General features: G+C 62.0%; 33 protein-coding genes. 3 read left to right on the top strand and 30 right to left on the bottom strand.

Features of this window, described 5'->3' with window-relative positions:
- Positions 1-24 precede the first annotated feature (24 nt).
- From AC1Q61_RS20490 to rpsJ, 30 genes are all read right to left on the bottom strand, one after another.
- Positions 25-1,086: a DNA-directed RNA polymerase subunit alpha gene (locus AC1Q61_RS20490; protein WP_003941016.1), complete on the bottom strand. Its 1,062-nt coding sequence runs from the start codon at positions 1,084-1,086 to the stop codon at positions 25-27.
- Positions 1,087-1,206: 120 nt separating this feature from the next.
- On the bottom strand, positions 1,207-1,812 hold the full coding sequence (gene rpsD, locus AC1Q61_RS20485) for a 30S ribosomal protein S4 (RefSeq protein ID WP_003940769.1): 606 nt from the start codon (positions 1,810-1,812) through the stop codon (positions 1,207-1,209).
- A gap of 22 nt (positions 1,813-1,834) precedes the next feature.
- Complete coding sequence (rpsK, locus tag AC1Q61_RS20480) at positions 1,835-2,248, bottom strand: 30S ribosomal protein S11 (RefSeq protein ID WP_003940683.1); 414 nt, start codon at positions 2,246-2,248, stop codon at positions 1,835-1,837.
- Positions 2,248-2,622, bottom strand: a complete 375-nt coding sequence (gene rpsM / locus AC1Q61_RS20475; protein ID WP_003940834.1) for a 30S ribosomal protein S13 — start codon at positions 2,620-2,622, stop codon at positions 2,248-2,250. Before rpsM ends, rpsK begins: the two co-directional genes overlap by 1 nt.
- Positions 2,623-2,872: 250 nt before the next feature.
- On the bottom strand, positions 2,873-2,986 hold the full coding sequence (gene rpmJ, locus AC1Q61_RS20470) for a 50S ribosomal protein L36 (RefSeq protein ID WP_003938068.1): 114 nt from the start codon (positions 2,984-2,986) through the stop codon (positions 2,873-2,875).
- Positions 2,987-3,076: 90 nt separating this feature from the next.
- Positions 3,077-3,298, bottom strand: coding sequence for a translation initiation factor IF-1 (gene infA, locus AC1Q61_RS20465; RefSeq protein ID WP_003418601.1), 222 nt, complete (start codon positions 3,296-3,298; stop codon positions 3,077-3,079).
- A 313-nt stretch (positions 3,299-3,611) separates the two neighbouring features.
- Positions 3,612-4,409 (bottom strand): type I methionyl aminopeptidase, encoded by a 798-nt coding sequence (gene map / locus AC1Q61_RS20460; RefSeq protein WP_064112325.1) that lies wholly within the window; start codon positions 4,407-4,409, stop codon positions 3,612-3,614.
- Positions 4,409-4,954: an adenylate kinase gene (locus AC1Q61_RS20455; RefSeq protein ID WP_003940868.1), complete on the bottom strand. Its 546-nt coding sequence runs from the start codon at positions 4,952-4,954 to the stop codon at positions 4,409-4,411. Before AC1Q61_RS20455 ends, map begins: the two co-directional genes overlap by 1 nt.
- Positions 4,951-6,270 (bottom strand): preprotein translocase subunit SecY, encoded by a 1,320-nt coding sequence (gene secY, locus AC1Q61_RS20450; protein ID WP_003940773.1) that lies wholly within the window; start codon positions 6,268-6,270, stop codon positions 4,951-4,953. The genes AC1Q61_RS20455 and secY overlap by 4 nt, the downstream gene beginning before the upstream one ends.
- Positions 6,271-6,546: 276 nt before the next feature.
- Positions 6,547-6,990: a 50S ribosomal protein L15 gene (gene rplO, locus AC1Q61_RS20445; RefSeq protein ID WP_003940829.1), complete on the bottom strand. Its 444-nt coding sequence runs from the start codon at positions 6,988-6,990 to the stop codon at positions 6,547-6,549.
- Positions 6,991-6,992: 2 nt separating this feature from the next.
- Positions 6,993-7,172, bottom strand: coding sequence for a 50S ribosomal protein L30 (gene rpmD / locus AC1Q61_RS20440; protein WP_003940751.1), 180 nt, complete (start codon positions 7,170-7,172; stop codon positions 6,993-6,995).
- Positions 7,172-7,843 (bottom strand): 30S ribosomal protein S5, encoded by a 672-nt coding sequence (gene rpsE, locus AC1Q61_RS20435; protein ID WP_003940718.1) that lies wholly within the window; start codon positions 7,841-7,843, stop codon positions 7,172-7,174. The genes rpmD and rpsE overlap by 1 nt, the downstream gene beginning before the upstream one ends.
- 31 nt (positions 7,844-7,874) lie before the next feature.
- Positions 7,875-8,282 carry a 50S ribosomal protein L18 gene (gene rplR, locus AC1Q61_RS20430; protein WP_003940996.1) on the bottom strand — a complete coding sequence of 136 codons (408 nt, stop codon included), beginning with the start codon at positions 8,280-8,282 and terminating at the stop codon, positions 7,875-7,877.
- A 1-nt stretch (position 8,283) separates the two neighbouring features.
- Positions 8,284-8,823, bottom strand: a complete 540-nt coding sequence (gene rplF / locus AC1Q61_RS20425) for a 50S ribosomal protein L6 (protein ID WP_003940970.1) — start codon at positions 8,821-8,823, stop codon at positions 8,284-8,286.
- A 14-nt stretch (positions 8,824-8,837) separates the two neighbouring features.
- Complete coding sequence (gene rpsH / locus AC1Q61_RS20420; RefSeq protein ID WP_003940873.1) at positions 8,838-9,236, bottom strand: 30S ribosomal protein S8; 399 nt, start codon at positions 9,234-9,236, stop codon at positions 8,838-8,840.
- 452 nt (positions 9,237-9,688) lie between these two features.
- Complete coding sequence (locus AC1Q61_RS20415; protein ID WP_003940698.1) at positions 9,689-9,874, bottom strand: type Z 30S ribosomal protein S14; 186 nt, start codon at positions 9,872-9,874, stop codon at positions 9,689-9,691.
- Between the two features lie 4 nt (positions 9,875-9,878).
- Positions 9,879-10,445, bottom strand: a complete 567-nt coding sequence (gene rplE / locus AC1Q61_RS20410; protein WP_003940924.1) for a 50S ribosomal protein L5 — start codon at positions 10,443-10,445, stop codon at positions 9,879-9,881.
- A gap of 1 nt (position 10,446) precedes the next feature.
- On the bottom strand, positions 10,447-10,764 hold the full coding sequence (rplX, locus tag AC1Q61_RS20405) for a 50S ribosomal protein L24 (protein WP_003941019.1): 318 nt from the start codon (positions 10,762-10,764) through the stop codon (positions 10,447-10,449).
- Positions 10,764-11,132, bottom strand: coding sequence for a 50S ribosomal protein L14 (rplN, locus tag AC1Q61_RS20400; RefSeq protein WP_003940951.1), 369 nt, complete (start codon positions 11,130-11,132; stop codon positions 10,764-10,766). The genes rplX and rplN overlap by 1 nt, the downstream gene beginning before the upstream one ends.
- 346 nt (positions 11,133-11,478) lie before the next feature.
- Complete coding sequence (gene rpsQ, locus AC1Q61_RS20395) at positions 11,479-11,760, bottom strand: 30S ribosomal protein S17 (protein ID WP_003941020.1); 282 nt, start codon at positions 11,758-11,760, stop codon at positions 11,479-11,481.
- A complete protein-coding gene (gene rpmC, locus AC1Q61_RS20390) occupies positions 11,757-11,993 on the bottom strand; it encodes a 50S ribosomal protein L29 (RefSeq protein ID WP_003940734.1) in 237 nt (78 codons plus the stop codon). The genes rpsQ and rpmC overlap by 4 nt, the downstream gene beginning before the upstream one ends.
- Positions 11,993-12,409 carry a 50S ribosomal protein L16 gene (gene rplP, locus AC1Q61_RS20385; RefSeq protein ID WP_003940899.1) on the bottom strand — a complete coding sequence of 139 codons (417 nt, stop codon included), beginning with the start codon at positions 12,407-12,409 and terminating at the stop codon, positions 11,993-11,995. Before rplP ends, rpmC begins: the two co-directional genes overlap by 1 nt.
- A 3-nt stretch (positions 12,410-12,412) precedes the next feature.
- Positions 12,413-13,219, bottom strand: a complete 807-nt coding sequence (gene rpsC, locus AC1Q61_RS20380; RefSeq protein ID WP_003941003.1) for a 30S ribosomal protein S3 — start codon at positions 13,217-13,219, stop codon at positions 12,413-12,415.
- Positions 13,219-13,623 carry a 50S ribosomal protein L22 gene (gene rplV, locus AC1Q61_RS20375; protein WP_003940717.1) on the bottom strand — a complete coding sequence of 135 codons (405 nt, stop codon included), beginning with the start codon at positions 13,621-13,623 and terminating at the stop codon, positions 13,219-13,221. Before rplV ends, rpsC begins: the two co-directional genes overlap by 1 nt.
- Entirely contained in the window at positions 13,620-13,901 is a 282-nt protein-coding gene (rpsS, locus tag AC1Q61_RS20370; RefSeq protein WP_003940820.1) for a 30S ribosomal protein S19, read from the bottom strand. The genes rplV and rpsS overlap by 4 nt, the downstream gene beginning before the upstream one ends.
- A 13-nt stretch (positions 13,902-13,914) precedes the next feature.
- Positions 13,915-14,751 (bottom strand): 50S ribosomal protein L2, encoded by an 837-nt coding sequence (gene rplB / locus AC1Q61_RS20365; protein ID WP_003940895.1) that lies wholly within the window; start codon positions 14,749-14,751, stop codon positions 13,915-13,917.
- Positions 14,752-14,790: 39 nt separating this feature from the next.
- Positions 14,791-15,096, bottom strand: coding sequence for a 50S ribosomal protein L23 (rplW, locus tag AC1Q61_RS20360; protein WP_003940990.1), 306 nt, complete (start codon positions 15,094-15,096; stop codon positions 14,791-14,793).
- On the bottom strand, positions 15,093-15,767 hold the full coding sequence (rplD, locus tag AC1Q61_RS20355) for a 50S ribosomal protein L4 (RefSeq protein WP_003940723.1): 675 nt from the start codon (positions 15,765-15,767) through the stop codon (positions 15,093-15,095). Before rplD ends, rplW begins: the two co-directional genes overlap by 4 nt.
- Positions 15,764-16,420, bottom strand: a complete 657-nt coding sequence (rplC, locus tag AC1Q61_RS20350) for a 50S ribosomal protein L3 (protein ID WP_003940826.1) — start codon at positions 16,418-16,420, stop codon at positions 15,764-15,766. The genes rplD and rplC overlap by 4 nt, the downstream gene beginning before the upstream one ends.
- A gap of 17 nt (positions 16,421-16,437) precedes the next feature.
- On the bottom strand, positions 16,438-16,743 hold the full coding sequence (gene rpsJ / locus AC1Q61_RS20345) for a 30S ribosomal protein S10 (RefSeq protein ID WP_003938093.1): 306 nt from the start codon (positions 16,741-16,743) through the stop codon (positions 16,438-16,440).
- A 552-nt stretch (positions 16,744-17,295) separates the two neighbouring features.
- Between rpsJ and AC1Q61_RS20340 the strand changes: the two genes are divergently transcribed.
- From AC1Q61_RS20340 to pabB, 3 genes are all read left to right on the top strand, one after another.
- Positions 17,296-17,772, top strand: a complete 477-nt coding sequence (locus AC1Q61_RS20340) for a hotdog fold domain-containing protein (protein ID WP_003940943.1) — start codon at positions 17,296-17,298, stop codon at positions 17,770-17,772.
- Positions 17,773-17,857: 85 nt separating this feature from the next.
- A complete protein-coding gene (locus tag AC1Q61_RS20335; RefSeq protein WP_064112329.1) occupies positions 17,858-18,382 on the top strand; it encodes a chorismate mutase family protein in 525 nt (174 codons plus the stop codon).
- Complete coding sequence (gene pabB / locus AC1Q61_RS20330; protein WP_076949012.1) at positions 18,379-20,463, top strand: aminodeoxychorismate synthase component I; 2,085 nt, start codon at positions 18,379-18,381, stop codon at positions 20,461-20,463. Before AC1Q61_RS20335 ends, pabB begins: the two co-directional genes overlap by 4 nt.

Below are 20,463 nucleotides of genomic sequence, written 5' to 3'. Positions count from 1 at the left end.
TCTCCTAGTAAAGGACCTGAGCTGCTACAGCTGTTCGGTCTCGGCGTAGTCCTCGGTACCTTCGGCATCGCCGAAGGAACCGGCATCAGTGTCACTCCACGTTCCGGTGGCGGCGTCGTAGCCGGCAACGGTGGTGGGATCGAAGGATGCGGGGCTGTCCTTGAGGGACAGGCCGAGCGAATGCAGCTTGACCTTGACCTCGTCGATGGACTTCTGTCCGAAGTTGCGGATGTCGAGCAGATCGGACTCGGTACGGCCGACAAGCTCACCGACGGTGTGAACACCTTCGCGCTTGAGGCAGTTGTAGGAGCGGACCGTGAGGTCCAGATCCTCGATGGGGAGTCCGAAGGAAGCGATGTGATCGGCCTCGGCAGGCGAGGGTCCGATCTCGATTCCTTCTGCTTCGACGTTCAGCTCACGGGCCAGGCCGAAGAGCTCAACCAGGGTCTTGCCCGCCGAAGCGAGCGCGTCCCGTGCGGTGATGGAGTTCTTCGTTTCCACGTCGAGAACGAGCCGATCGAAGTCGGTGCGCTGTTCGACGCGAGTGGCCTCCACCTTGTAGGTGACCTTGAGCACCGGCGAGTAGATCGAGTCGACCGGGATACGGCCGATCTCTGCGCCGGACGCCTTGTTCTGAACGGCGGGGACATAGCCACGACCGCGCTCGACTACGAGCTCGATCTCCAGCTTTCCCTTGTCGTTCAGGGTGGCGATGTGCAGATCAGGGTTGTTCACGGTGACGCCTGCCGGGGGCACGATGTCGCCCGCAGTAACAGCGCCGGGGCCCTGCTTGCGGACGTACATGGTGACCGGCTCGTCCTCTTCGGAGTTCACGACGAGGCCCTTGAGGTTCAGGATGATGTCGGTGACATCTTCCTTCACGCCCGGGACGGTGGTGAACTCGTGGAGAACGCCGTCGATACGGATGCTGGTGACAGCAGCGCCGGGGATCGACGAGAGCAGCGTGCGGCGCAGCGAATTGCCGAGCGTGTACCCGAAACCTGGCTCCAGGGGCTCGATGACGAACTTCGAGCGGTTATCAGCGATGACCTCTTCGGTCAGCGTGGGTCGCTGAGAAATGAGCATTGGTATTTCCTCCTGTACGGACGTCCACTATTTGACGCCCACGATGGGAAAGGGCCTGCGGCCCTGTGAGTGGTTGAGGAGTCCGGAGACTCCTCAACCACTCACGGGGTGCGAAGCGCCTTACTTCGAGTAGTACTCGACGATGAGCTGTTCCTGCAGAGCGATGTCGATCTGCGCGCGCTCGGGAAGCTGGTGAACCAGGATCCGCAGACGCGAGCCGACAACCTGCAGCCACCCGGGAACCGGGCGATCGCCGACGGTCTCACGCGCAACCTGGAACGGAAGCGTGGAGAGCGACTTCTCCTTGACATCGATGATGTCGTACTGCGAGACGCGGTAGCTCGGGATGTCGACCTTCTTGTTGTTCACGAGAAGGTGACCGTGCGTGACCAGCTGACGTGCCTGACGGCGCGTGCGAGCGAGGCCTGCGCGGTACACGACGTTGTCGAGACGCGACTCGAGGATGCGAAGCAGGTTCTCGCCGGTCTTGCCGGGGCGGTTGTTCGCCTCCTTGTAGTACAGGCGGAACTGCTTCTCCATGACGCCGTAGGTGAAGCGAGCCTTCTGCTTCTCCTGCAGCTGGAGCAGGTACTCGCTCTCCTTGATACGCGCGCGGCCGTGCTGTCCGGGCGGGTACGGGCGACGCTCGAATGCCTGGTCGCCTCCAACGAGGTCGACGCGCAGACGACGCGACTTGCGGGTGATGGGTCCGGTATAACGTGCCATTTTCTTCTACCTATCCTTCCCGCTATACCCGACGCCGCTTGGGCGGACGGCAGCCGTTGTGCGGCTGGGGGGTTACATCGGAAATGGTGCCGACCTCGAGGCCAGCGGCCTGGAGGGAACGGATTGCGGTCTCGCGACCGGATCCCGGTCCCTTGACGAAGACGTCAACCTTCTTGACACCGTGCTCCTGCGCCTTACGGGCAGCGCTCTCAGCAGCAAGCTGAGCGGCGAAGGGAGTCGACTTACGCGAACCCTTGAAGCCGACGTGTCCCGAAGACGCCCAGGAAATGACATTTCCGGCGGGGTCCGTGATGGACACGATGGTGTTGTTGAAGGTGCTCTTGATGTGAGCGGCGCCGTGCGGGATGTTCTTCTTATCCCTGCGACGCGTCTTCTGGGTCTTCTTCGGACCGGTGCTACGTGACTTCGGGGGCATTACTTCGCCTTCTTCTTGCCGGCAATGGTGCGCTTCGGACCCTTACGGGTACGGGCGTTGGTCTTGGTGCGCTGACCACGCACGGGCAGACCACGACGGTGGCGCAGGCCCTGGTAGCAGCCGATCTCGATCTTGCGACGGATGTCGGCCTGAACCTCGCGGCGAAGGTCACCCTCGACCTTGAGCGACTCCTCGATGTACTCGCGGAGCTTTGCCAGGTCCTCGTCCGAGAGGTCCTTGCTCCGGAGATCCGGGCTGACGCCGGTGGCGTCAAGGATTTCCTTGGAGCGGGTACGGCCGATGCCGTAGATGTATGTCAGTGCGATCTCCATGCGCTTTTCGCGAGGAAGATCAACACCAGAGAGACGTGCCATGTTGGCATTTCCTTATCGGTGTGCGGAGGTCTGCTCCCAGCCCTTCCCCTGTGCCTCTTGCCGAGTACCGACGCCCGAAGGCGCAGATGATCTCATCAACTAACTCAGTGGGGCCCCGGCCTCCGTGCCGGGGGTGAACCATTGTCCGACCTTGGCGATCGGTGAACGATCGCGTGGGGTCTCGTCAACAATGGCTGGTACTGGGAGGTCTTCTTTGCTTGTTGCCAAGCAGATCTTCGAAAAGCTAGATCTAGCCCTGACGCTGCTTGTGACGCAGGTTCTCGCAGATCACCATGACTCGACCGTTACGGCGAATCACTTTGCACTTCTCGCAGATCTTCTTGACGCTCGGCTGAACCTTCACGTCTTCTGATCTCCTGTTTTGTCGCAGCCCGCCGCGATGAACCGCGGCAGACATACTTCTCCCTGACCCAGGTCAGGTCCGGGAAGTTCGTTACTTGTAGCGGTAAACGATGCGTCCGCGCGACAAATCGTAGGGCGAGAGCTCTACGACAACGCGATCTTCCGGGAGGATGCGAATGTAGTGCTGACGCATCTTTCCGCTGATGTGGGCGAGGACCTTGTGGCCATTCTCGAGCTCAATGCGGAACATCGCATTGGGCAGCGGCTCGACTACTCGTCCTTCGACCTCGATGGCCCCGTCTTTCTTAGCCATATCCTCCGCGATCCGTTTGGTTTGGCATGCTTCGTGCATCGGCTTCCGTTACATTGGCACGCAATGGAAAGATCGTCGGCAGTTCGAAAGGCCTATCCCGGAGCGATCCGGGCGTAGGCACACGAACTATCGACGCGCATAGCGCACCGCCTAGCCATGTTACGCGATGTAAACGACCAGGCCAAATGCGCCTCCGGTCAGGGTGACGACGCACACCGCTCCCCCATCGAAAAAGTCCCAGCCTCGAAATGAGGCTGGGACTTCTCGAACGTGAATCATGCTCGCTGCCAACACTTGTCAGCGACTGTGTCGACTACTCCGGCCGGAGTGTCAGAATCCGCGGACCGTCTTCGGTCACTGCGACAGTGTGTTCCCAGTGCGCCGCACGGGACCCGTCGGTCGTCACAACGGTCCAGTCGTCGTCGAGAATCACCGTGTCGGTGGCGCCGAGCGTGAGCATCGGCTCAATCGCCAGGCACGATCCGACAACCAGTTCAGGACCCTTACCCGGGGCACCTTCATTGGCGAGGAACGGATCCATGTGCATTTCCCGGCCGATTCCGTGTCCGCCGTATCCGTCGACGATGCCGTAGGAACGACCGTGCAACTTCTCGGCGGCATGAGTACCGACCTCGATCGCGTGCGAAACATCCGTCAGACGGTTGCCGGCGATCATTGCCGCGATCCCGGCTTCCATAGAAAGCCGAGTGGCTTCGCTGAGCTCCTGATCGGCGACGCTGATCTCACCGACACCGAACGTCCAAGCGGAGTCACCGTGCCATCCGTCGAGGATCGCGCCACAGTCGATGGAAACCAGGTCGCCTTCAGCCAGGATGTCCTGAGCTGAAGGGATTCCGTGAACGACGCGATCGTTGACCGAAGAGCAGATCGAGCCGGTGAAGCCGTGGTACCCGAGGAACGAGGGCACGGCGCCGGCGTCACGAATGACGGATTCAGCGACCGCGTTCAATTCCAAAGTGCTGACACCGGGCTTCGCCGCAGCGCGAACCGCCACCAGAGCCGAACCCACGATCGCGCCGGCAGCAGCCATCGCGTCGAGTTCGCCCGCGGAGCGGAACGGAACAACCTTGCGTTTGCGCCCGAAGACCATTACTTACCCAACGCTGCCAGTGCGCGAGCGTTGACCTCTTCGACCTCGCCGATCGCGTCGACGGAGACGATGCTGTCCTTGTAGTAATCGAACAGCGGTGACGTCTCGTCGCGGTAGACCCGGAGTCGGTTGCGAATGACGTCCTCGGTGTCGTCTGCACGACCGCGGGCGAGCATACGCTCGACCACGATGTCCTCGTCGACGACGAAGGAGAGGACACCGTCGAGCTTGGTGTCGAGATCCTTCAAGATTCCCTCGAGTGCCTGAGCCTGTTCGACCGAGCGCGGAAATCCGTCGAGAAGGAAACCGTTTGCTGCGTCCGGTTCTGCGACGCGAGCCTTCACCATGTCGTTGGTGATCGAGCTCGGTACGAGTTCGCCGGCGTCGATGTACTTCTTTGCTTCCACACCGAGAGCGGTGGCCTGACCGATGTTCGCGCGGAAGAGATCACCCGTGGAGATATGGGGAACGCCGAACTTCTCGGACAAGATAGCGGCCTGGGTGCCCTTGCCGGCACCGGGAGGACCAAGGAGGACAAGTCTCACTTGAGGAACCCTTCATAGTTACGCTGCATTAGCTGACTCTCGATCTGCTTCACGGTGTCCAGGCCGACGCTGACCATGATCAGCACCGCGGTGCCACCGAACGGCAGGTTCTGCGCGCCGCCGCCATTCCCGATGTCGAGGAACAGGTTGGGCAGAACAGCAATGGTGCCGAGGTAAATCGCACCCGGAAGGGTGATGCGACTCAGCACGTAGTTGAGGTAGTCCGCGGTCGGCTGACCGGGTCGGATACCGGGGATGAAGCCGCCGAACTTCTTCATCTCGTCGGCGCGCTCTTCGGGATTGAAGGTGATGGCGACGTAGAAGTACGTGAAGAAGACGATCAGGCCGAAGTAGATCGCGATGTACACCGGGTTGGCCGGATTCACCAGGTAGGTGTTGATGAGGCGCTGCCACCAACTGGGGTCGACCGCTGTACTGGCCGAAGTCAGCTGTGCAATCAAGTTCGGGAGGTACAGCAGTGAAGACGCGAAGATCACCGGGATGACGCCGGCCTGGTTCACCTTCAGAGGCAGGTACGTCGAGGATCCGCCGTACATCTTGCGTCCGACCATCCGCTTCGCGTACTGCACCGGGATACGACGCTGACCCTGCTCGACGAAGACGACACCGGCGATGATCAGCAGCGCTGCGAGGCAGACGAAGGCGAAGACCAGCGGACCACGGCTGTCGAGGATTGCCTTGCCCTCGCTCGGGATACGCGATGCGATACCGGCGAAGATGAGGAGGGACATACCGTTGCCGACGCCACGTTCGGTGATGACCTCGCCGAACCACATGACCATGGCAGCACCGGCAGTCATGACCAGCACGATGATGACAAGTCCGAAGATCGACTTGTCGGCGATGATGTCGTCACAGCCCTGGAGCAACTGTCCGCGTGCCGCAAGAGCGACGATGCCGGTCGACTGCAGGATTGCCAGAGCAATGGACAGGTAACGCGTGTACTGCGTCATCTTGGCCTGGCCGGACTGGCCTTCTTTCCGAAGTTCCTCGAACTTCGGAATCACCACGGTCAGGAGCTGCACGATGATGCTCGCCGTGATGTACGGCATGATGCCGATCGCAAAGATCGACATCTGCAGCAGAGCGCCGCCGGAGAACAGGTTGATCAGCGAGTAGATACCTGCTGAGTCACCGGAGTTGGCGATATCGATGCACTGACGCACACGGCCGTAGTCGACACCTGGGGACGGGATGAGAGCGCCGACCCGATACAGAGCCACCAAGCCGAGGGTGAAGAGGATCTTCCGCCTCAGGTCTGGGGTCCTGAGGGCCGAGACGAAGGCGGAAAGCAAAGATCCTCCTGGCACGACGGTAGGGAGACAGATCGTTTTGACCTGTCGAACTTTTGAACTCTAACAGTGAGCATTTGGGAACTAGGCGGGCAGACCACGAAAACCGGGTAAGCCGAAGATACATTTGCCACTCGGTGACCAGAATACTGGCCCGTCCGAGCATGCACGACCAATCTGTGACACGACCTCGTACCTGTGACACGACCTCGTAGACGCCGATGGCCGCACCGCAGCAAACGCTGCGCTGCGGCCATCGGACTAGCTACGCGTGATCACTCACAGCTCGGTGGCGGAACCACCGGCAGCAGCAATCTTTTCCTTGGCGGAGCCGGTGAACTTGTCGACGGTCACCTGAACGGCAACTGTCAGTTCGCCGTCGCCCAGAACCTTGACGAGCTGGTTCTTGCGGACTGCGCCCTTGGCGACGAGATCCTCGACCGTGATTGCTCCACCTTCGGGGAACAGACGGGCGATGTCGCCGACATTGACGACCTGGTACTCGACGCGGAACGGGTTCGTGAAGCCCTTGAGCTTGGGCAGACGCATGTGAAGCGGCATCTGTCCACCCTCGAAGCCCACGCGCACGGTGTTACGTGCCTTGGTGCCCTTGGTACCGCGACCTGCGGTCTTACCACGCTTGCCGCCCTCACCGCGTCCAACACGAATCTTGTTGGACTTGGATCCCGGAGCGGGGCGCAGGTGGTGCAGTTTGATGGTCATGGTTAGACCTCCTCAACTGTTACGAGGTGGCGCACCACGTTGATCAGACCGCGGTTCTGTGCGTTGTCCTCACGAACAACGGTCTGACGGATGCCCTTGAGACCCAGCGTGCGCAGAGAATCCTTCTGGTTCTGCTTGGTCCCGATGATGCTCTTGATCTGAGTGACCTTGAGATCTGCCATTACTTCACACTCCCAGCAGCCTGTGCGCGAGCGCGAAGCATGCCGGCGGGTGCAACCTCTTCGAGGGTGAGGCCGCGGCGAGCCGCAACTTCCTCGGGACGCTGCAGACCCTTGAGCGCAGCAACGGTCGCATGCACGACGTTGATGGCGTTGTCGCTACCGAGCGACTTCGACAGGATGTCCGCGATACCAGCGCACTCCAGCACGGCGCGCACAGCGCCACCGGCGATAACACCGGTACCGGGGCTTGCCGGGCGAAGCATGACGATGCCGGCAGCAGCCTCACCCTGAACGGGGTGAGTGATGGTGTTGGCGATCATCGGGACGCGGAAGAAGCTCTTGCGAGCCTCCTCGACACCCTTCTGGATGGCCGCGGGAACTTCCTTGGCCTTTCCGTAGCCGACGCCGACCAGTCCGTTGCCGTCTCCGACGATCACCAGAGCGGTGAAGCTGAAGCGACGACCACCCTTGACGACCTTGGAAACGCGGTTGATCGTGACAACGCGCTCGATGAACTGTGACTTCTCCGCAGCGTTTCCGCCACGGCCACCGTCGCGACGGTCACGGCCGCCACCACGGTTGTCCCCACGAGCGTTGCTGTTGTCACCGCTGTTGGGGCCATTCTGTCCGGCGGGTCCGCTTCCGCCGTCACGCCTTTGACGTCCCGGCATCAGGCTGTCCTTCCGTTGAAAATGTTGGTCATCAGAACTTCAACCCGCCTTCGCGAGCCGCGTCTGCCAGGGCCGCGATGCGACCGTGGTAGCCGTGTCCGCCGTGGTCGAAGACAACTGCTTCCACGCCGGCAGCCTTGGCGCGCTCGGCGATCAGCTGACCGACCTTCGCGCTCGCAGCCTTCTTGTCGCCTTCTGCCACGCGCACGTCTGCTTCGATGGTCGACGCGGAGGCCAGGGTGTGGCCGGCCAGGTCGTCCACGAGCTGGACGTGGATGTGGCGCGAGGACCGGTTGACGACCAAGCGGGGACGCTCGGGCGTGCCGGAGACCTTCTTGCGGAGACGGAAGTGACGACGCGTCTTCGAGAGACGACGCTTGGTGGACGCATCCTTGCCCAGCGGAATCCGCTTGGCTTTCTGGTTTGCAGTCTGGCTCATATCACTTACCCGTCTTTCCGACCTTGCGGCGGATCTGCTCACCCTCGTAACGCACGCCCTTACCCTTGTACGGGTCCGGACGACGGAGACGACGGATGTTGGCCGAGATCTGCCCGACCTTCTGCTTGTCGATGCCGGACACCGAGAACCGGGTGGGCGACTCGACGACGAAGGTGATGCCTTCAGGAGCCTCGATCGGCACCGGGTGGCTGAAGCCGAGCGCGAACTCGAGGTCCTTGCCCTTCAGTGCCACACGGTAACCAACACCGTGGATCTCCATCTTCTTCGTGTAACCCTCGGTGACACCGGTGATGATGTTCGCAACCAGGGTCCGCGACAGACCGTGCAGCGCGCGGCTACGACGCTCGTCGTCGGGGCGCGTGACGCTCAGCGAGCCGTCCTCTGCCTTTTCGATTGCGATGGGCTCGGAGATGGTCAGCGCGAGGGTGCCCTTGGGACCCTTGACGGTGACATCCTGGCCGCTGATCGTGACGTCAACGCCCGCGGGGACGGTGACCGGAATCTTTCCAATACGCGACATTGTGGTGGCCTCCCTTACCAGACGTAGGCGAGGACTTCCCCGCCTACTCCTTGATTGGCCGCCTGGCGATCGGTGAGCAGACCGGACGACGTGGAGATGATGGCCACGCCGAGGCCTCCGAGGACCTTGGGCAGGTTGGTGGACTTCGCGTAAACCCGGAGACCGGGCTTGGAAACGCGACGCACGCCGGCGAGGCTACGCTCGCGGCTGGGACCGTACTTCAGATCGACGATGAGGGTCTTGCCGACCTCTGCGTCTTCGGTACGGAAATCGGAGATGTAGCCCTCGCGCTTGAGGATCTCGGCGATGTTCGCCTTGATCTTCGAGTGGGGAAGCTTCACCTCATCGTGGTACGCCGTGTTGGCGTTGCGCAGACGCGTCAAGAAGTCTGCGATGGGGTCAGTCATGGTCATAGGTCGACCTCGACACCTTTCTCGCTGTGGTTCCCATGCAACACCGGACGAATCCGATCGTGGGCCTCCAGCAATTCGGCTGGGCCGTCCGACTTGTGTCAGACGGCGTAAGTTACCGCACCGAGCTGAACGCATGCGTCAGCCACGGCAACCGCTCTAGTGTAGGGAACTTCGGCGCGGGTGTCCACCGGGATCCCATGTCGCCTCCCCCACCGCCACCCGAAGGTCGCTGATCGAGACGGTATCGACGCACCCCGAAATCTGAACTGCTCGTTCGGCACCGAAGAACGACACCGACGAACGATGATCGCTTTCAACCAGAGTCGCAGCGGGACAGTTCTTTTCAGGATCGGCTCGACACACATCTTGATGGAAACCACGAATGGGCGTGGGTTCCAAAGGAACCCACGCCCATTCACATGCGTGGTGTGACGAAGCCCGAGGGCCTCAGATCACCAAGAGCTCTTGCGAACTCCGGGAAGCTCGCCGGCGTGAGCCATCTCGCGAACGCAGATACGGCACAAGCCGAACTTGCGGAACACCGAGTGCGGGCGACCGCACCGCTGGCAGCGGGTGTAGGCGCGAACCGCGAACTTGGGCTTCTTGTTGGCCTTGTTGACCAATGCCTTCTTAGCCATGCGCTCAGTTCTCCTTGAACGGGAAGCCGAGGTGCTTGAGCAGTGCACGGCCTTCTTCGTTGTTGGTTGCGGTGGTCACGACGGTGATGTCCATGCCGCGGGGGCGATCGATCTTGTCCACGTCGATCTCGTGGAACATCGACTGCTCGTTGAGGCCGAACGTGTAGTTGCCGTTGCCGTCGAACTGGTTGCCCGAGAGACCACGGAAGTCGCGGATACGGGGCAGAGCGACAGACACGAGGCGGTCCAGGAACTCCCACATGCGGTCACCACGGAGGGTGACGCGTGCACCGATGGGCATACCTTCGCGGAGCTTGAACTGCGCGATGGACTTACGTGCCTTGCGGATCTCGGGCTTCTGGCCCGTGATCAGCGACAGGTCATGGACAGCGCCGTTGATCAGCTTGGCGTCACGGGCGGCGTCGCCGACGCCCATGTTGACGACAACCTTGACGACGCCGGGGATCTGCATGACGTTCGAGTAGTCGAACTCGCTGTTGAGCGCGTCCTTGATCTCAGCGCGGTAGCGTGCCTTGAGGCGCGGCTGGACCTTGTTTTCGGTGGAGGTCATGTCAGATGTCCTTCCCGTTCTTCCGGGAAATCCGAACGCGCTTGCCGGACTCTTCGTCGGTGCGGTAGCCCACGCGGGTGGGGTTTCCGTCCGAGTCGACGACTGCAACGTTGGAAACGTGGATCGGGGCTTCCTGCGTGACGATGCCGCCGGAGGATGCTCCGCGCTCGTTCGCGGAAACCGCGGTGTGCTTCTTGATTCGGTTCACGCCTTCGACGAGGACCTTGTCGGTCGCGGGGTAGGCCTGAATGACCTTGCCCTTCGCGCCCTTGTCCTTGCCGGCGATGACCAGAACGGTGTCACCCTTGTGCACCTTCATCACAGCACCTCCGGGGCAAGCGAAACGATCTTCATGAACTTCTTCTCGCGCAGCTCACGGCCGACGGGTCCGAAGATGCGGGTTCCACGGGGATCACTGTCAGCCTTGATGAGCACTGCAGCGTTCTCGTCGAACTTGATGTAGGAACCGTCCGGACGACGGCGCTCCTTGGTCGTGCGAACGATGACGGCCTTGACGACCTCACCCTTCTTGATGTTTCCACCGGGGATTGCGTCCTTGACGGTGGCGACGATGACGTCACCGATCCCGGCGTAGCGACGTGACGAACCGCCGAGAACGCGGATGCAAAGGATTTCCTTGGCACCCGTGTTATCAGCGACGCGAACTCGCGACTCCTGCTGAATCACTTGATCTCCCTAGACCTGGAATTTCGTGCGCAACGGATTACCGACCCGGTGCGCGCGGTCATTGTTGCCACCTGCGTCGTGTCTGAGCTGCAGTCCCACCGACTGACGTCGGGAGACGATCACTGCAAGCACCGTTCGAGCTGCGCACGTGAAGACACACCTCTGCCACAGGCAACCGTTCTATTGTAGGGAAGGGTTCGCCGAATACCAAATCAGCCGTACTCGACGCAACTCGAACCCTTCGCCCGGAAAGCCCCGAAAGCCCCCGGAAAGCCGAATGGCCCACTCCCCCAAGGGGAAGCGGGCCATTCGGTGATACTCGATCAGCTCGAGGATTCGATCAGGCTTACTTGGCCTTTTCGAGGACCTCGACCAGACGCCAGTGCTTCGTCGCGGACAGCGGACGGGTTTCCATCAGCTGAACGCGGTCGCCGACGCCGGCAACGCCGTTCTCGTCGTGCGCCTTCACCTTGGTCGTACGGCGGATGATCTTGCCGTAGAGCTTGTGCTTGACGCGGTCTTCGAGCTCGACCACGATCGTCTTTTCCATCTTGTCGGACACGACGTATCCGACACGGACCTTACGGCTCGCGCGCTCTTCTGTGCTCACTGCTTTTTCCTCACTCATGCCGCGTCACCTGCATCCGGACCCACAGCGAGTCCGAGCTCACGCTCACGCAGGACGGTGTAGATGCGCGCGATCTCGTGACGAACGGTGCGCAGTCGTCGGTTGTTGTCCATCTGGCCGGTAGCCATCTGGAAACGAAGGTTGAAAAGCTCTTCCTTCGACTCACGGAGCCGGGTGACCAGCTCGTCTTCACTGAGCTCGCGGAGCTCTGCTGCTGGGGTTCCAGTAGCCATCAGAACTGCTCCTCTCTGGTCACGATCCGGCACTTGCACGGGAGCTTGTGCATCGCGCGGCGCAGGGCCTCACGAGCAATCTCCTCGTTGGGGTATGTCATCTCGAACAGAACGCGTCCGGGCTTGACGTTGGCAATCCACCACTCGGGCGAACCCTTACCGGAACCCATTCGGGTTTCGGCCGGCTTCTTCGTGAGGGGGCGATCCGGGAAGATGTTGATCCAGATCTTGCCGCCACGCTTGATGTGCCGAGTCATGGCGATACGAGCGGACTCGATCTGCCGGTTGGTGATGTAGGCAGGCTCGAGAGCCTGGATGCCGTAGTCACCGAAGGTCACCTGGGTACCGCCCTTGGCGGCACCCGAACGGCTCGGGTGGTGCTGCTTGCGGTGCTTGACCCGCCGTGGGATCAACATGCGTCAGCCCTCCTGATTCTGTTCAGTTGCGGGAGCATCGGCGGTTGCGGTCGCTGCGCGGCCGGCCTCGGTGCTGGTCGCAGTGGTACCGGTGGCACCGGAACGACGCGGACGGCTCGGACGCTCACGACGCGGGCGATCCCCGGCCGGTGCGGCCGTGTTGGCGGCGAGCTCACGCTTGCCACCGACGATGTCGCCCTTGTAGATCCAGACCTTGACGCCGATGCGACCGAAGGTGGTCTTGGCCTCGTAGAGGCCGTAGTCGATGTCCGCACGAAGCGTGTGCAGCGGCACACGGCCTTCGCGGTAGAACTCCGACCGGGACATCTCGGCGCCGCCGAGACGACCGGAGCACTGAACGCGGATTCCCTTGACGTTGGGCTGACGCATGGCCGACTGGATGGCCTTGCGCATTGCACGACGGAAGGCAACGCGGTTCGAGAGCTGCTCGGCCACACCCTGTGCGACGAGCTGTGCTTCAGCTTCTGCGTTCTTGACCTCGAGGATGTTCAGCTGAACCTGCTTGCCGGTCAGCTTCTCGAGCTCGGAGCGGATGCGATCGGCTTCGGCGCCGCGGCGGCCGATGACGATGCCCGGACGTGCAGTGTGGATGTCCACGCGAACACGGTCACGGGTGCGCTCGATTTCGACCTTCGCGATTCCTGCGCGCTCCATGCCGGTGGCGAGGAGCTTACGGATCGCGACGTCTTCCTTGACGTACTCCGCGTACTGCTTGTCTGCGTACCAGCGAGACTTCCAGTCGGTGGTGATGCCGAGACGGAAGCCGTGCGGGTTGATTTTCTGGCCCACTACTGAGCACTTCCCTTCCGGCGATTACGGGTCGATGTTCCGGTCTTCGGCAGGCTCTCCACGATCACGGTGATGTGACTGGTGCGCTTGCGAATACGGAACGCACGTCCCTGTGCACGCGGCTGGAACCGCTTGAGGGTCGCGCCCTCGTCCACGAACGCCGTAGCAACGACAAGCGTGCTGGGGTCGAGGTCGAGGTTGTTCTCGGCGTTGGCTGCTGCGGAGGCGATCACCTTGGCGACCGGCTCGCTCGCTGCCTGCGGCGCGAACTTCAGGATGTTCAGGGCGTCTTCAACCGAGCGCCCGCGGACCAGGTCCACAACTCGACGTGCCTTCATCGGCGTAACGCGAACGTGCTTCGCTACAGCCTTGGCAGTCGGGTTGGCGGTTTCGGTGTTGCTCATCGCCTCTTCGCCTTCCGATCATCCTTGATGTGACCCTTGAACGTGCGGGTCGGTGCAAACTCTCCGAGCTTGTGTCCGACCATGGAGTCGGAAACGAACACGGGGACGTGCTTGCGGCCGTCGTGAACTGCAAACGTGTGGCCGATGAAGTCCGGGATGATTGTCGAACGACGGGACCAGGTCTTGATGACCTGCTTGGTTCCCTTTTCGTTCTGTACATCCACCTTCGCGAGGAGGTGGTCATCGACGAACGGGCCCTTCTTAAGGCTGCGTGGCATCCTTCACTCCCTCCTAGCGCTTGTTCTTGCCGGTGCGGCGGCGACGGACGATCATCTTGTCGCTTGCCTTGTTCTTGCGGGTACGGCCTTCAGGCTTACCCCACGGGCTGACCGGGTGGCGTCCACCTGAGGTCTTGCCCTCGCCGCCACCGTGCGGGTGGTCGACCGGGTTCATCACGACACCACGAACGGTCGGGCGCTTGCCCTTCCAACGCATACGGCCGGCCTTGCCCCAGTTGATGTTCGACTGCTCGGCGTTGCCGACCTCGCCGACGGATGCGCGGCAGCGCACGTCGACGCGACGGATTTCACCGGAAGGCATACGCAACGTGGCGTAGCTGCCTTCCTTACCGAGGAGCTGGATACTGGCGCCTGCGGAACGAGCCATCTTGGCTCCGCCGCCGGGACGCAGTTCCACACCGTGGATGGTGGTACCAGTCGGGATGTTGCGCAGCGGCAGGTTGTTGCCCGGCTTGATGTCGGCGCCTGCACCGGACTCGACCGGTGAACCCTGCACCAGGCCCTTGGGGGCGATGATGTAGCGCTTCTCACCGTCTGCGTAATGCAGGAGTGCGATGTTTGCTGTGCGGTTGGGGTCGTACTCGATGTGAGCGACCTTTGCCGGGATGCCGTCCTTGTCGTTGCGACGGAAATCGATCAGTCGGTATGCACGCTTGTGTCCGCCACCCTTGTGACGGGTGGTGATACGACCGTGTGCGTTACGTCCACCGCGACCGTGCAGCGGGCGAACCAGCGACTTCTCGGGGGTCGACCGAGTGATCTCGGCGAAGTCCGAGACGCTCGAGCCACGACGGCCCGGTGTTGTCGGCTTGTACTTACGGATTGCCATGAGTCTTCTCGTCCTCTATGTCTCGTCAAGTCCCGGCGCTTACGCGACCGGTCCTCCGAAGATCTCGATGGGCTTGCTGTCAGCGGACAGGGTCACGAGCGCGCGCTTGGTGTCCTTGCGCTTGCCGTAACCGAATCGGGTCCGCTTACGCTTGCCCTGACGGTTGGCGGTGTTGACGCTGGTCACCTTGACGCCGAAGACCTTCTCGACGGCAATCTTGATCTGCGTCTTGTTCGAGTCCGGGTGCACCAGGAAGGTGTAGGTGCCTTCCTCGATCAGTCCGTAGGACTTCTCGGAGATGACCGGAGCGAGCAGGATGTCGCGGGGGTCAGCGATGGTGCTCACTTGGCGTCCTCCTTGTTCTGAGCGCTCTCTGCGGGCCCGTGGATGAACGCGTTGAGTGCCTCGACGCTGAACACGACATCGTCTGCATTGAGCACGTCGTAGGTGTTGAGCTGGTCGGGTGCAATGGGATGCACGCCTTCCAGGTTCTGCACGCTCTTCCAAGCGGCTACATCCTGGCGACCCACGACGAGCAGCAGCTTCTTGCGATCCGAAATCTCGCCGAGGAACGCGATTGCGCCCTTGGTCGAAGGCGTCTGCCCTGCAACCAGTTCGGTGATGACGTGGATGCGCTCGTTGCGTGCGCGGTCAGAGAGGGCTCCGCGAAGAGCGGCTGCCTTCATCTTCTTGGGGGTGCGCTGGCTGTAGTCACGCGGCTGCGGGCCGTGAACGGTTCCGCCGCCGACGAACTGCGGTGCGCGAGTCGAGCCCTGGCGTGCGCGGCCGGTGCCCTTCTGGCGGTACGGCTTCTTGCCACCGCCGCGGACGTCGCCGCGGGTCTTGGTGGAGTGGGTTCCCTGACGAGCAGCTGCGAGCTGCGCGACGACAACCTGATGGAGAAGCGCGATGTTGGCCGGAGCGTCGAAGATCTCAGCGGGGAGATCGACGGTGCCGTTGGTCTTGCCGCCGGCGACCTTGACGTCCAGGGTCAACTTGGTCTCGGTGCTGGTCATGCCCGTGCACCACCCTTCACTGCACTCTTGACGATCACGAGGCCGCCCTTGCGGCCGGGGATCGCACCCTTGATCAGCAGCAGGCCGTTCTCTGCATCCACCTTGTGGACCGAGAGGTTCTGCGTCGTGATGCGGTCGCTACCCATGCGTCCGGACATGCGCATGCCCTTGAACACGCGGCCGGGAGTTGCACAGCCACCGATGGAGCCCGGGCGGCGGTGAACAGCCTGGGTACCGTGCGACGCGCCCTGTCCCTTGAAGCCGTGACGCTTCATGGTTCCGGCGAAGCCCTTGCCCTTGCTGGTTCCGGTGACGTCGACGTATGCGCCGTCCTCGAAGACCTCGGCGGTGAGCTCCTGGCCGACCTCGTAGTCGGAGGTGTCCGCAACGCGGAGCTCCACTACGTGGCGACGCGGGGTCACACCAGCCTTGGTGAACTGGCCGGAAGTCGGCTTGTTCACCTTGCGCGGGTCGATGGCGCCGAACGCGAGCTGAACGGCGCTGTAGCCGTCACGCTCTTCGGTACGGATCTGGGTTACGACGTTCGGCCCAGCCTTCACGACGGTGACCGGGACAACCCGGTTGTTCTCGTCGAAGACCTGGGTCATGCCGAGCTTGGTGCCCAGGATTCCCTTGATCTTGGTATCAGTCATTGTTTTTGTCTCCGCCGTCACTGAATGTTCACGTCGACACTGGCCGGAAGGTCGATGCGCATGAGCGCGTCAACCGTCTTCGGCGTCGGGTCGAGAATGTCGATCAGCCGCTTGTGAGTACGCATCTCGAAGTGCTCGCGCGAGTCCTTGTACTTGTGCGGCGAGCGGATGACGCAATATACGTTCTTCTCGGTCGGCAACGGCACAGGTCCAACGACGCGGGCACCCGTACGGGTTACCGTCTCGACGATCTTGCGCGCTGACGCGTCGATCGCCTCGTGGTCGTAGGCCTTGAGCCTGATGCGGATCTTTTGTCCCGCCACGCTTAGTGTCCTTTTCTTGCCGCGTTTCGTAGCCCGCCTGGTCAGGCTCGAGCTACCTCGTCTGCACAGTCCTTGCCTGGACGATGACACGACGAACACTGAAGCGATCGGGACCAAGTCCAAGTTCTCGGGAGTACCCAGATTCGGATCGAGATCAGGATCTGCTGCCGCTGTTCGTTTGTCATTGTTCTCCGGTACACGCGGTCGGGCGTGTCGCCTTCTCACTCATCCTGCGCCGGACAATCTTTCGATTATCTGGCGCGTGATGCGTACCGGACGTGTTCGATGTCGAACACAAAGTAGGTACTGCTTCCGTCCTGCATTACTTCTCGTCTTGCATGGTCACAGTCGTTGACCCGATTACCCTGACGGGATCTGCGATCGATCGTCTGTGACGTCTTACCCTTACCCGATCACGGCCGCAATCGACCGCGTCCCGGACAAGGCAACCCGACCAGTATGCCGTACCTGGCCCAAATCCTCAACTCCCCCGAACTGCCTTTTCCGAGTGAGCTGCGCGACAACAACCTTACTCAGAAGTAAGATAGGCCTATGACTACCTCCAGCCCTACCTATCGCGGATGGCAGAAATTGCCGGACAATGCCCTCGGACATGCAGTTTTCTCGGCGGCGATGTCCATTCGCGTGCCCTATTTCGCCTCTGTTCTCCCCCGGGTGACCAAGTTGGAACCAGGGCTCTGCGAGGTCCGCTCCCCCAAATGGTGGGGCGTCCACAATCATCTCGGCACTTTCCACGCGATCGCTGCATGCAATCTCGCGGAGGTCGCAATGGGCATGCTGAGCGAAGCGACGGTTCCGAACTCGCACCGCTGGATCCCCAAGTCCATGAAGGTCGACTACCTCGCCAAGGCCGAGACCGGCCTGCGGGCGGTCGCCCGACTCGAGACTTTGCCGGACTTCGCGGCGATCGAGAGTGGCACGGAACTTCTCGTTCCCATCTCGATCTTCGACCGGGGCGGCAAGGAAGTAGTCCACGCCGAAATCACCACCTGGGTCTCCCCCAAGTAGGCACTCACGAACCCGCCTGCATCGCAACCTGATTCGCCCGCCAAACAGGTTTCGCGGAATTAGGCACCACCGCAGGTTTCGGCGAATGGCGATCGTGGAACACCTCCCCGAACGGCGATGGTCGGTCGGGGTGCCGGTGTCCGGAGGTGGGTTGCGTTCCGGGCACCACATTGTCGACCTCGCGTCACGCCGAGCACCGGGAGGCCTCGTGGAAGAGTTCTTGACCACAACGAGTTCCGAAGCAGGCACGCAGACCTCGTCGTATCCGGACGAGGCCGAGGGATTGGACAGCTTCCGGCGCGACCTCGACGCCATCGACGCTCTACTTCTCGAGACGGTGCGGCAGCGGCTGGAACTCTGCCTGCGCATCGGCGAGTGGAAGCGCTCCCGCGAGGTTCCGATGATGCAACCCGGCCGCGTGCGCGTCGTGCAGGAGCGGGCGCGTGAATTCGCTCGTAGACACGACCTCTCTCCTGACTTCTTCAACGCCCTGTACGAGCTGATGATTGCCGAGACCTGTCGACTCGAAGACCTGGTGATCAACGCACCTGTTGAGGAGGAGGACACTGTTCGGGAATCCGTCGGACCGAGATCAGGATCATCGACATGAGTTCCCGCACCCTTCTGGTGGACAATTACGACTCGTTCACCTACAACCTGTTCACCCTGTTGACCGAGGTCAACGGGGTTGTGCCGACCGTGGTCCGCAACGACGTGGATTGGGATTCCCTCGATCTCGCGTCGTACGACAACGTGGTCATCTCCCCAGGTCCCGGCCGGCCGGATCGCGACCGTGATTTCGGAATCAGCCGCCGTTTCATCGAAGAAGCGCCTCTCCCACTTCTCGGTGTCTGTCTCGGCCACCAGGGCCTGTGCGAGTTGTTCGGCGCGGACGTGGTGGTTGCGCCCGTCCCGATGCACGGCCGAATTTCGCTGATCGATCACGACGGCTCGGGCATCTTTGCCGGACTTCCGTCGCCGTTCCGAGCTGTTCGCTACCACTCGTTGACCGTCGAGAATCTGCCGAACGCCTTCGTTCGTACCGCGTGGACGTCCGACGGTCTGCTCATGGGTGTCCGGCACCGGACCAAGCCGATGTGGGGCGTTCAGTTCCATCCGGAGTCCATCAGCACCGAGTTCGGCATAGATTTGCTCGCGAACTTCCGCGATCTGTCCGTCGGACGCACTCTGGATTCGGTGATCCGACCCGAACCTGTTCCGCAAACACCCGACCTGCGGCCGGCGATCAACTACGACGTCGACGACGTGACTCTCGATTTTGCAGTGGACCCGTCGGCGGCCTATGCAGCACTGTTCGCCGACGGCCCGAACGCGTTCTGGCTGGACCGCGCGGCAACCGCAGAGCCGAGTGCGCGCTTTTCGATTCTCGGCGATTCGTCGGGGCCGCTGGCCGAGTTCATCACGTACGACGTGCAAGCCGAGGTACTGACTGTCAGCCGAAAAGGCTTGTCCGACGAGCACATTCGAGTTCAGTTCTTCGATTACTTGGACGCACAACTCGCGACACGCTTCGTGCCCTCGCATCCGGAACTCGACTTCAACCTCGGCTACGTGGGCTACCTCGGCTACGAACTGAAAGCACAGACCGGAGGAAGGGCAGTCCATCCGGCACCCACTCCTGATGCCGCCCTGGTGTTTGCCGATCGCGCCGTCGTCATCGATCACACCGCGGGCCGCACTCACGTTTTGAGGTTGCGCGAGAAAGTCCGGGACGCCGGCTATGACGATTGGCTCGAATCGACCGTCGACACCCTGGCGCGGATCGGCGCGGACCTTCCGGAACGCACCCCCGTTCCGCTGATCAGCGACACCGTCTGGACGCAGGCTCGCCTTCGGCATGATCGCGATCAGTACCTGTCGTTGATCGGAACGGCCCTCTCGGAGATCCGGGCAGGTGAGTCCTACGAGGTATGTCTGACCAACATGGCGAGCGTCGACGAGACGATCGATGCACAGCAGGCGTTCGAGTATCTGCGCTCGATCAATCCGACGCCGTACAGCGCACTTCTCGACTTCACCGGCATCTCGGTGGTCTCGGCCTCGCCTGAGCGGTTCCTTCGTGTCGACTCGGCCGGCAACGTCGAGTCCAAGCCGATCAAAGGGACCCGCCCGCGCGGCGTCACCCGAGCGCGTGATGCTGCCCTACGGCAGGACCTGCTCGACAGCGAGAAGGACCGCGCCGAGAACCTGATGATCGTGGACCTCACCCGCAACGACCTCACCAAGGTCTGCGTTCCGGGAAGTGTCCACGTTCCGAGGCTGTTCGCGATCGAGTCGTACTCGTCCGTTCACCAAATGGTGTCGACGGTGCGCGGACATCTGAGTCCGGGGTCGTCGGCGGTGGACTGTGTGCGTGCCGCGTTCCCCGGTGGATCGATGACCGGCGCCCCGAAGGTACGGACGATGGAGATCATCGACCGCCTCGAATCCGGCCCACGTGGGGTCTACTCGGGATCGATCGGGTACTTCGCGCTCGGTGGCGCCGCGGACCTCTCGATCGTGATCCGGTCGCTGGTCTGCACCGAGAGCGGCGTGACCTTCGGAATCGGCGGTGCCATCACAGCGTTGTCCGATCCGGAAGAAGAATTCGACGAGACCACGGTCAAGGCGTCCACGCTGCTCCGTGCGCTCGATGCGGTGTCCTCGCGGGTCCTCGAGTACGGCGGGTAG

It is taken from the genome of Rhodococcus sp. MPR-R1B, assembly GCF_058793255.1.
The sequence above is the reverse complement of the archived record's forward strand: the minus strand, read 5'-3'. Positions and strand labels throughout refer to the sequence as shown.

Bases quoted from the DNA above. Each gene is read 5' to 3' on its own strand.
- AC1Q61_RS20490 (WP_003941016.1), bottom strand. From the start codon at position 1,086: ATGCTCATTTCTCAGCGACCCACGCTGACCGAAGAGGTCATCGCTGAT.
- rpsD (WP_003940769.1), bottom strand. From the start codon at position 1,812: ATGGCACGTTATACCGGACCCATCACCCGCAAGTCGCGTCGTCTGCGC.
- rpsK (WP_003940683.1), bottom strand. From the start codon at position 2,248: ATGCCCCCGAAGTCACGTAGCACCGGTCCGAAGAAGACCCAGAAGACG.
- rpsM (WP_003940834.1), bottom strand. From the start codon at position 2,622: ATGGCACGTCTCTCTGGTGTTGATCTTCCTCGCGAAAAGCGCATGGAG.
- infA (WP_003418601.1), bottom strand. From the start codon at position 3,298: ATGGCTAAGAAAGACGGGGCCATCGAGGTCGAAGGACGAGTAGTCGAG.
- map (WP_064112325.1), bottom strand. From the start codon at position 4,409: ATGGTCTTCGGGCGCAAACGCAAGGTTGTTCCGTTCCGCTCCGCGGGC.
- rplO (WP_003940829.1), bottom strand. From the start codon at position 6,990: ATGACCATCAAACTGCACCACCTGCGCCCCGCTCCGGGATCCAAGTCC.
- rpmD (WP_003940751.1), bottom strand. From the start codon at position 7,172: ATGGCAGATCTCAAGGTCACTCAGATCAAGAGCATCATCGGGACCAAG.
- rpsE (WP_003940718.1), bottom strand. From the start codon at position 7,843: ATGCCGGGACGTCAAAGGCGTGACGGCGGAAGCGGACCCGCCGGACAG.
- rplR (WP_003940996.1), bottom strand. From the start codon at position 8,282: ATGAGCCAGACTGCAAACCAGAAAGCCAAGCGGATTCCGCTGGGCAAG.
- rplF (WP_003940970.1), bottom strand. From the start codon at position 8,823: ATGTCGCGTATTGGAAAGATTCCGGTCACCGTCCCCGCGGGCGTTGAC.
- rpsH (WP_003940873.1), bottom strand. From the start codon at position 9,236: ATGACCATGACTGACCCCATCGCAGACTTCTTGACGCGTCTGCGCAAC.
- AC1Q61_RS20415 (WP_003940698.1), bottom strand. From the start codon at position 9,874: ATGGCTAAGAAGGCATTGGTCAACAAGGCCAACAAGAAGCCCAAGTTC.
- rplE (WP_003940924.1), bottom strand. From the start codon at position 10,445: ATGACCTCCACCGAAAACAAGGTCCAGCCGCGCCTCAAGGCACGCTAC.
- rplX (WP_003941019.1), bottom strand. From the start codon at position 10,764: ATGAAGGTGCACAAGGGTGACACCGTTCTGGTCATCGCCGGCAAGGAC.
- rpsQ (WP_003941020.1), bottom strand. From the start codon at position 11,760: ATGAGTGAGGAAAAAGCAGTGAGCACAGAAGAGCGCGCGAGCCGTAAG.
- rpmC (WP_003940734.1), bottom strand. From the start codon at position 11,993: ATGGCTACTGGAACCCCAGCAGCAGAGCTCCGCGAGCTCAGTGAAGAC.
- rplP (WP_003940899.1), bottom strand. From the start codon at position 12,409: ATGTTGATCCCACGGCGGGTCAAGCACCGCAAGCAGCACCACCCGAGC.
- rplV (WP_003940717.1), bottom strand. From the start codon at position 13,623: ATGAGCAACACCGAAACCGCCAACCCGACTGCCAAGGCTGTAGCGAAG.
- rpsS (WP_003940820.1), bottom strand. From the start codon at position 13,901: ATGCCACGCAGCCTTAAGAAGGGCCCGTTCGTCGATGACCACCTCCTC.
- rplB (WP_003940895.1), bottom strand. From the start codon at position 14,751: ATGGCAATCCGTAAGTACAAGCCGACAACACCGGGCCGTCGTGGCTCG.
- rplD (WP_003940723.1), bottom strand. From the start codon at position 15,767: ATGACCAGCACCGAGACCAAGTTGACCCTGGACGTCAAGGTCGCCGGC.
- rplC (WP_003940826.1), bottom strand. From the start codon at position 16,420: ATGACTGATACCAAGATCAAGGGAATCCTGGGCACCAAGCTCGGCATG.
- AC1Q61_RS20340 (WP_003940943.1), top strand. From the start codon at position 17,296: ATGACTACCTCCAGCCCTACCTATCGCGGATGGCAGAAATTGCCGGAC.
- AC1Q61_RS20335 (WP_064112329.1), top strand. From the start codon at position 17,858: ATGGCGATCGTGGAACACCTCCCCGAACGGCGATGGTCGGTCGGGGTG.
- pabB (WP_076949012.1), top strand. From the start codon at position 18,379: ATGAGTTCCCGCACCCTTCTGGTGGACAATTACGACTCGTTCACCTAC.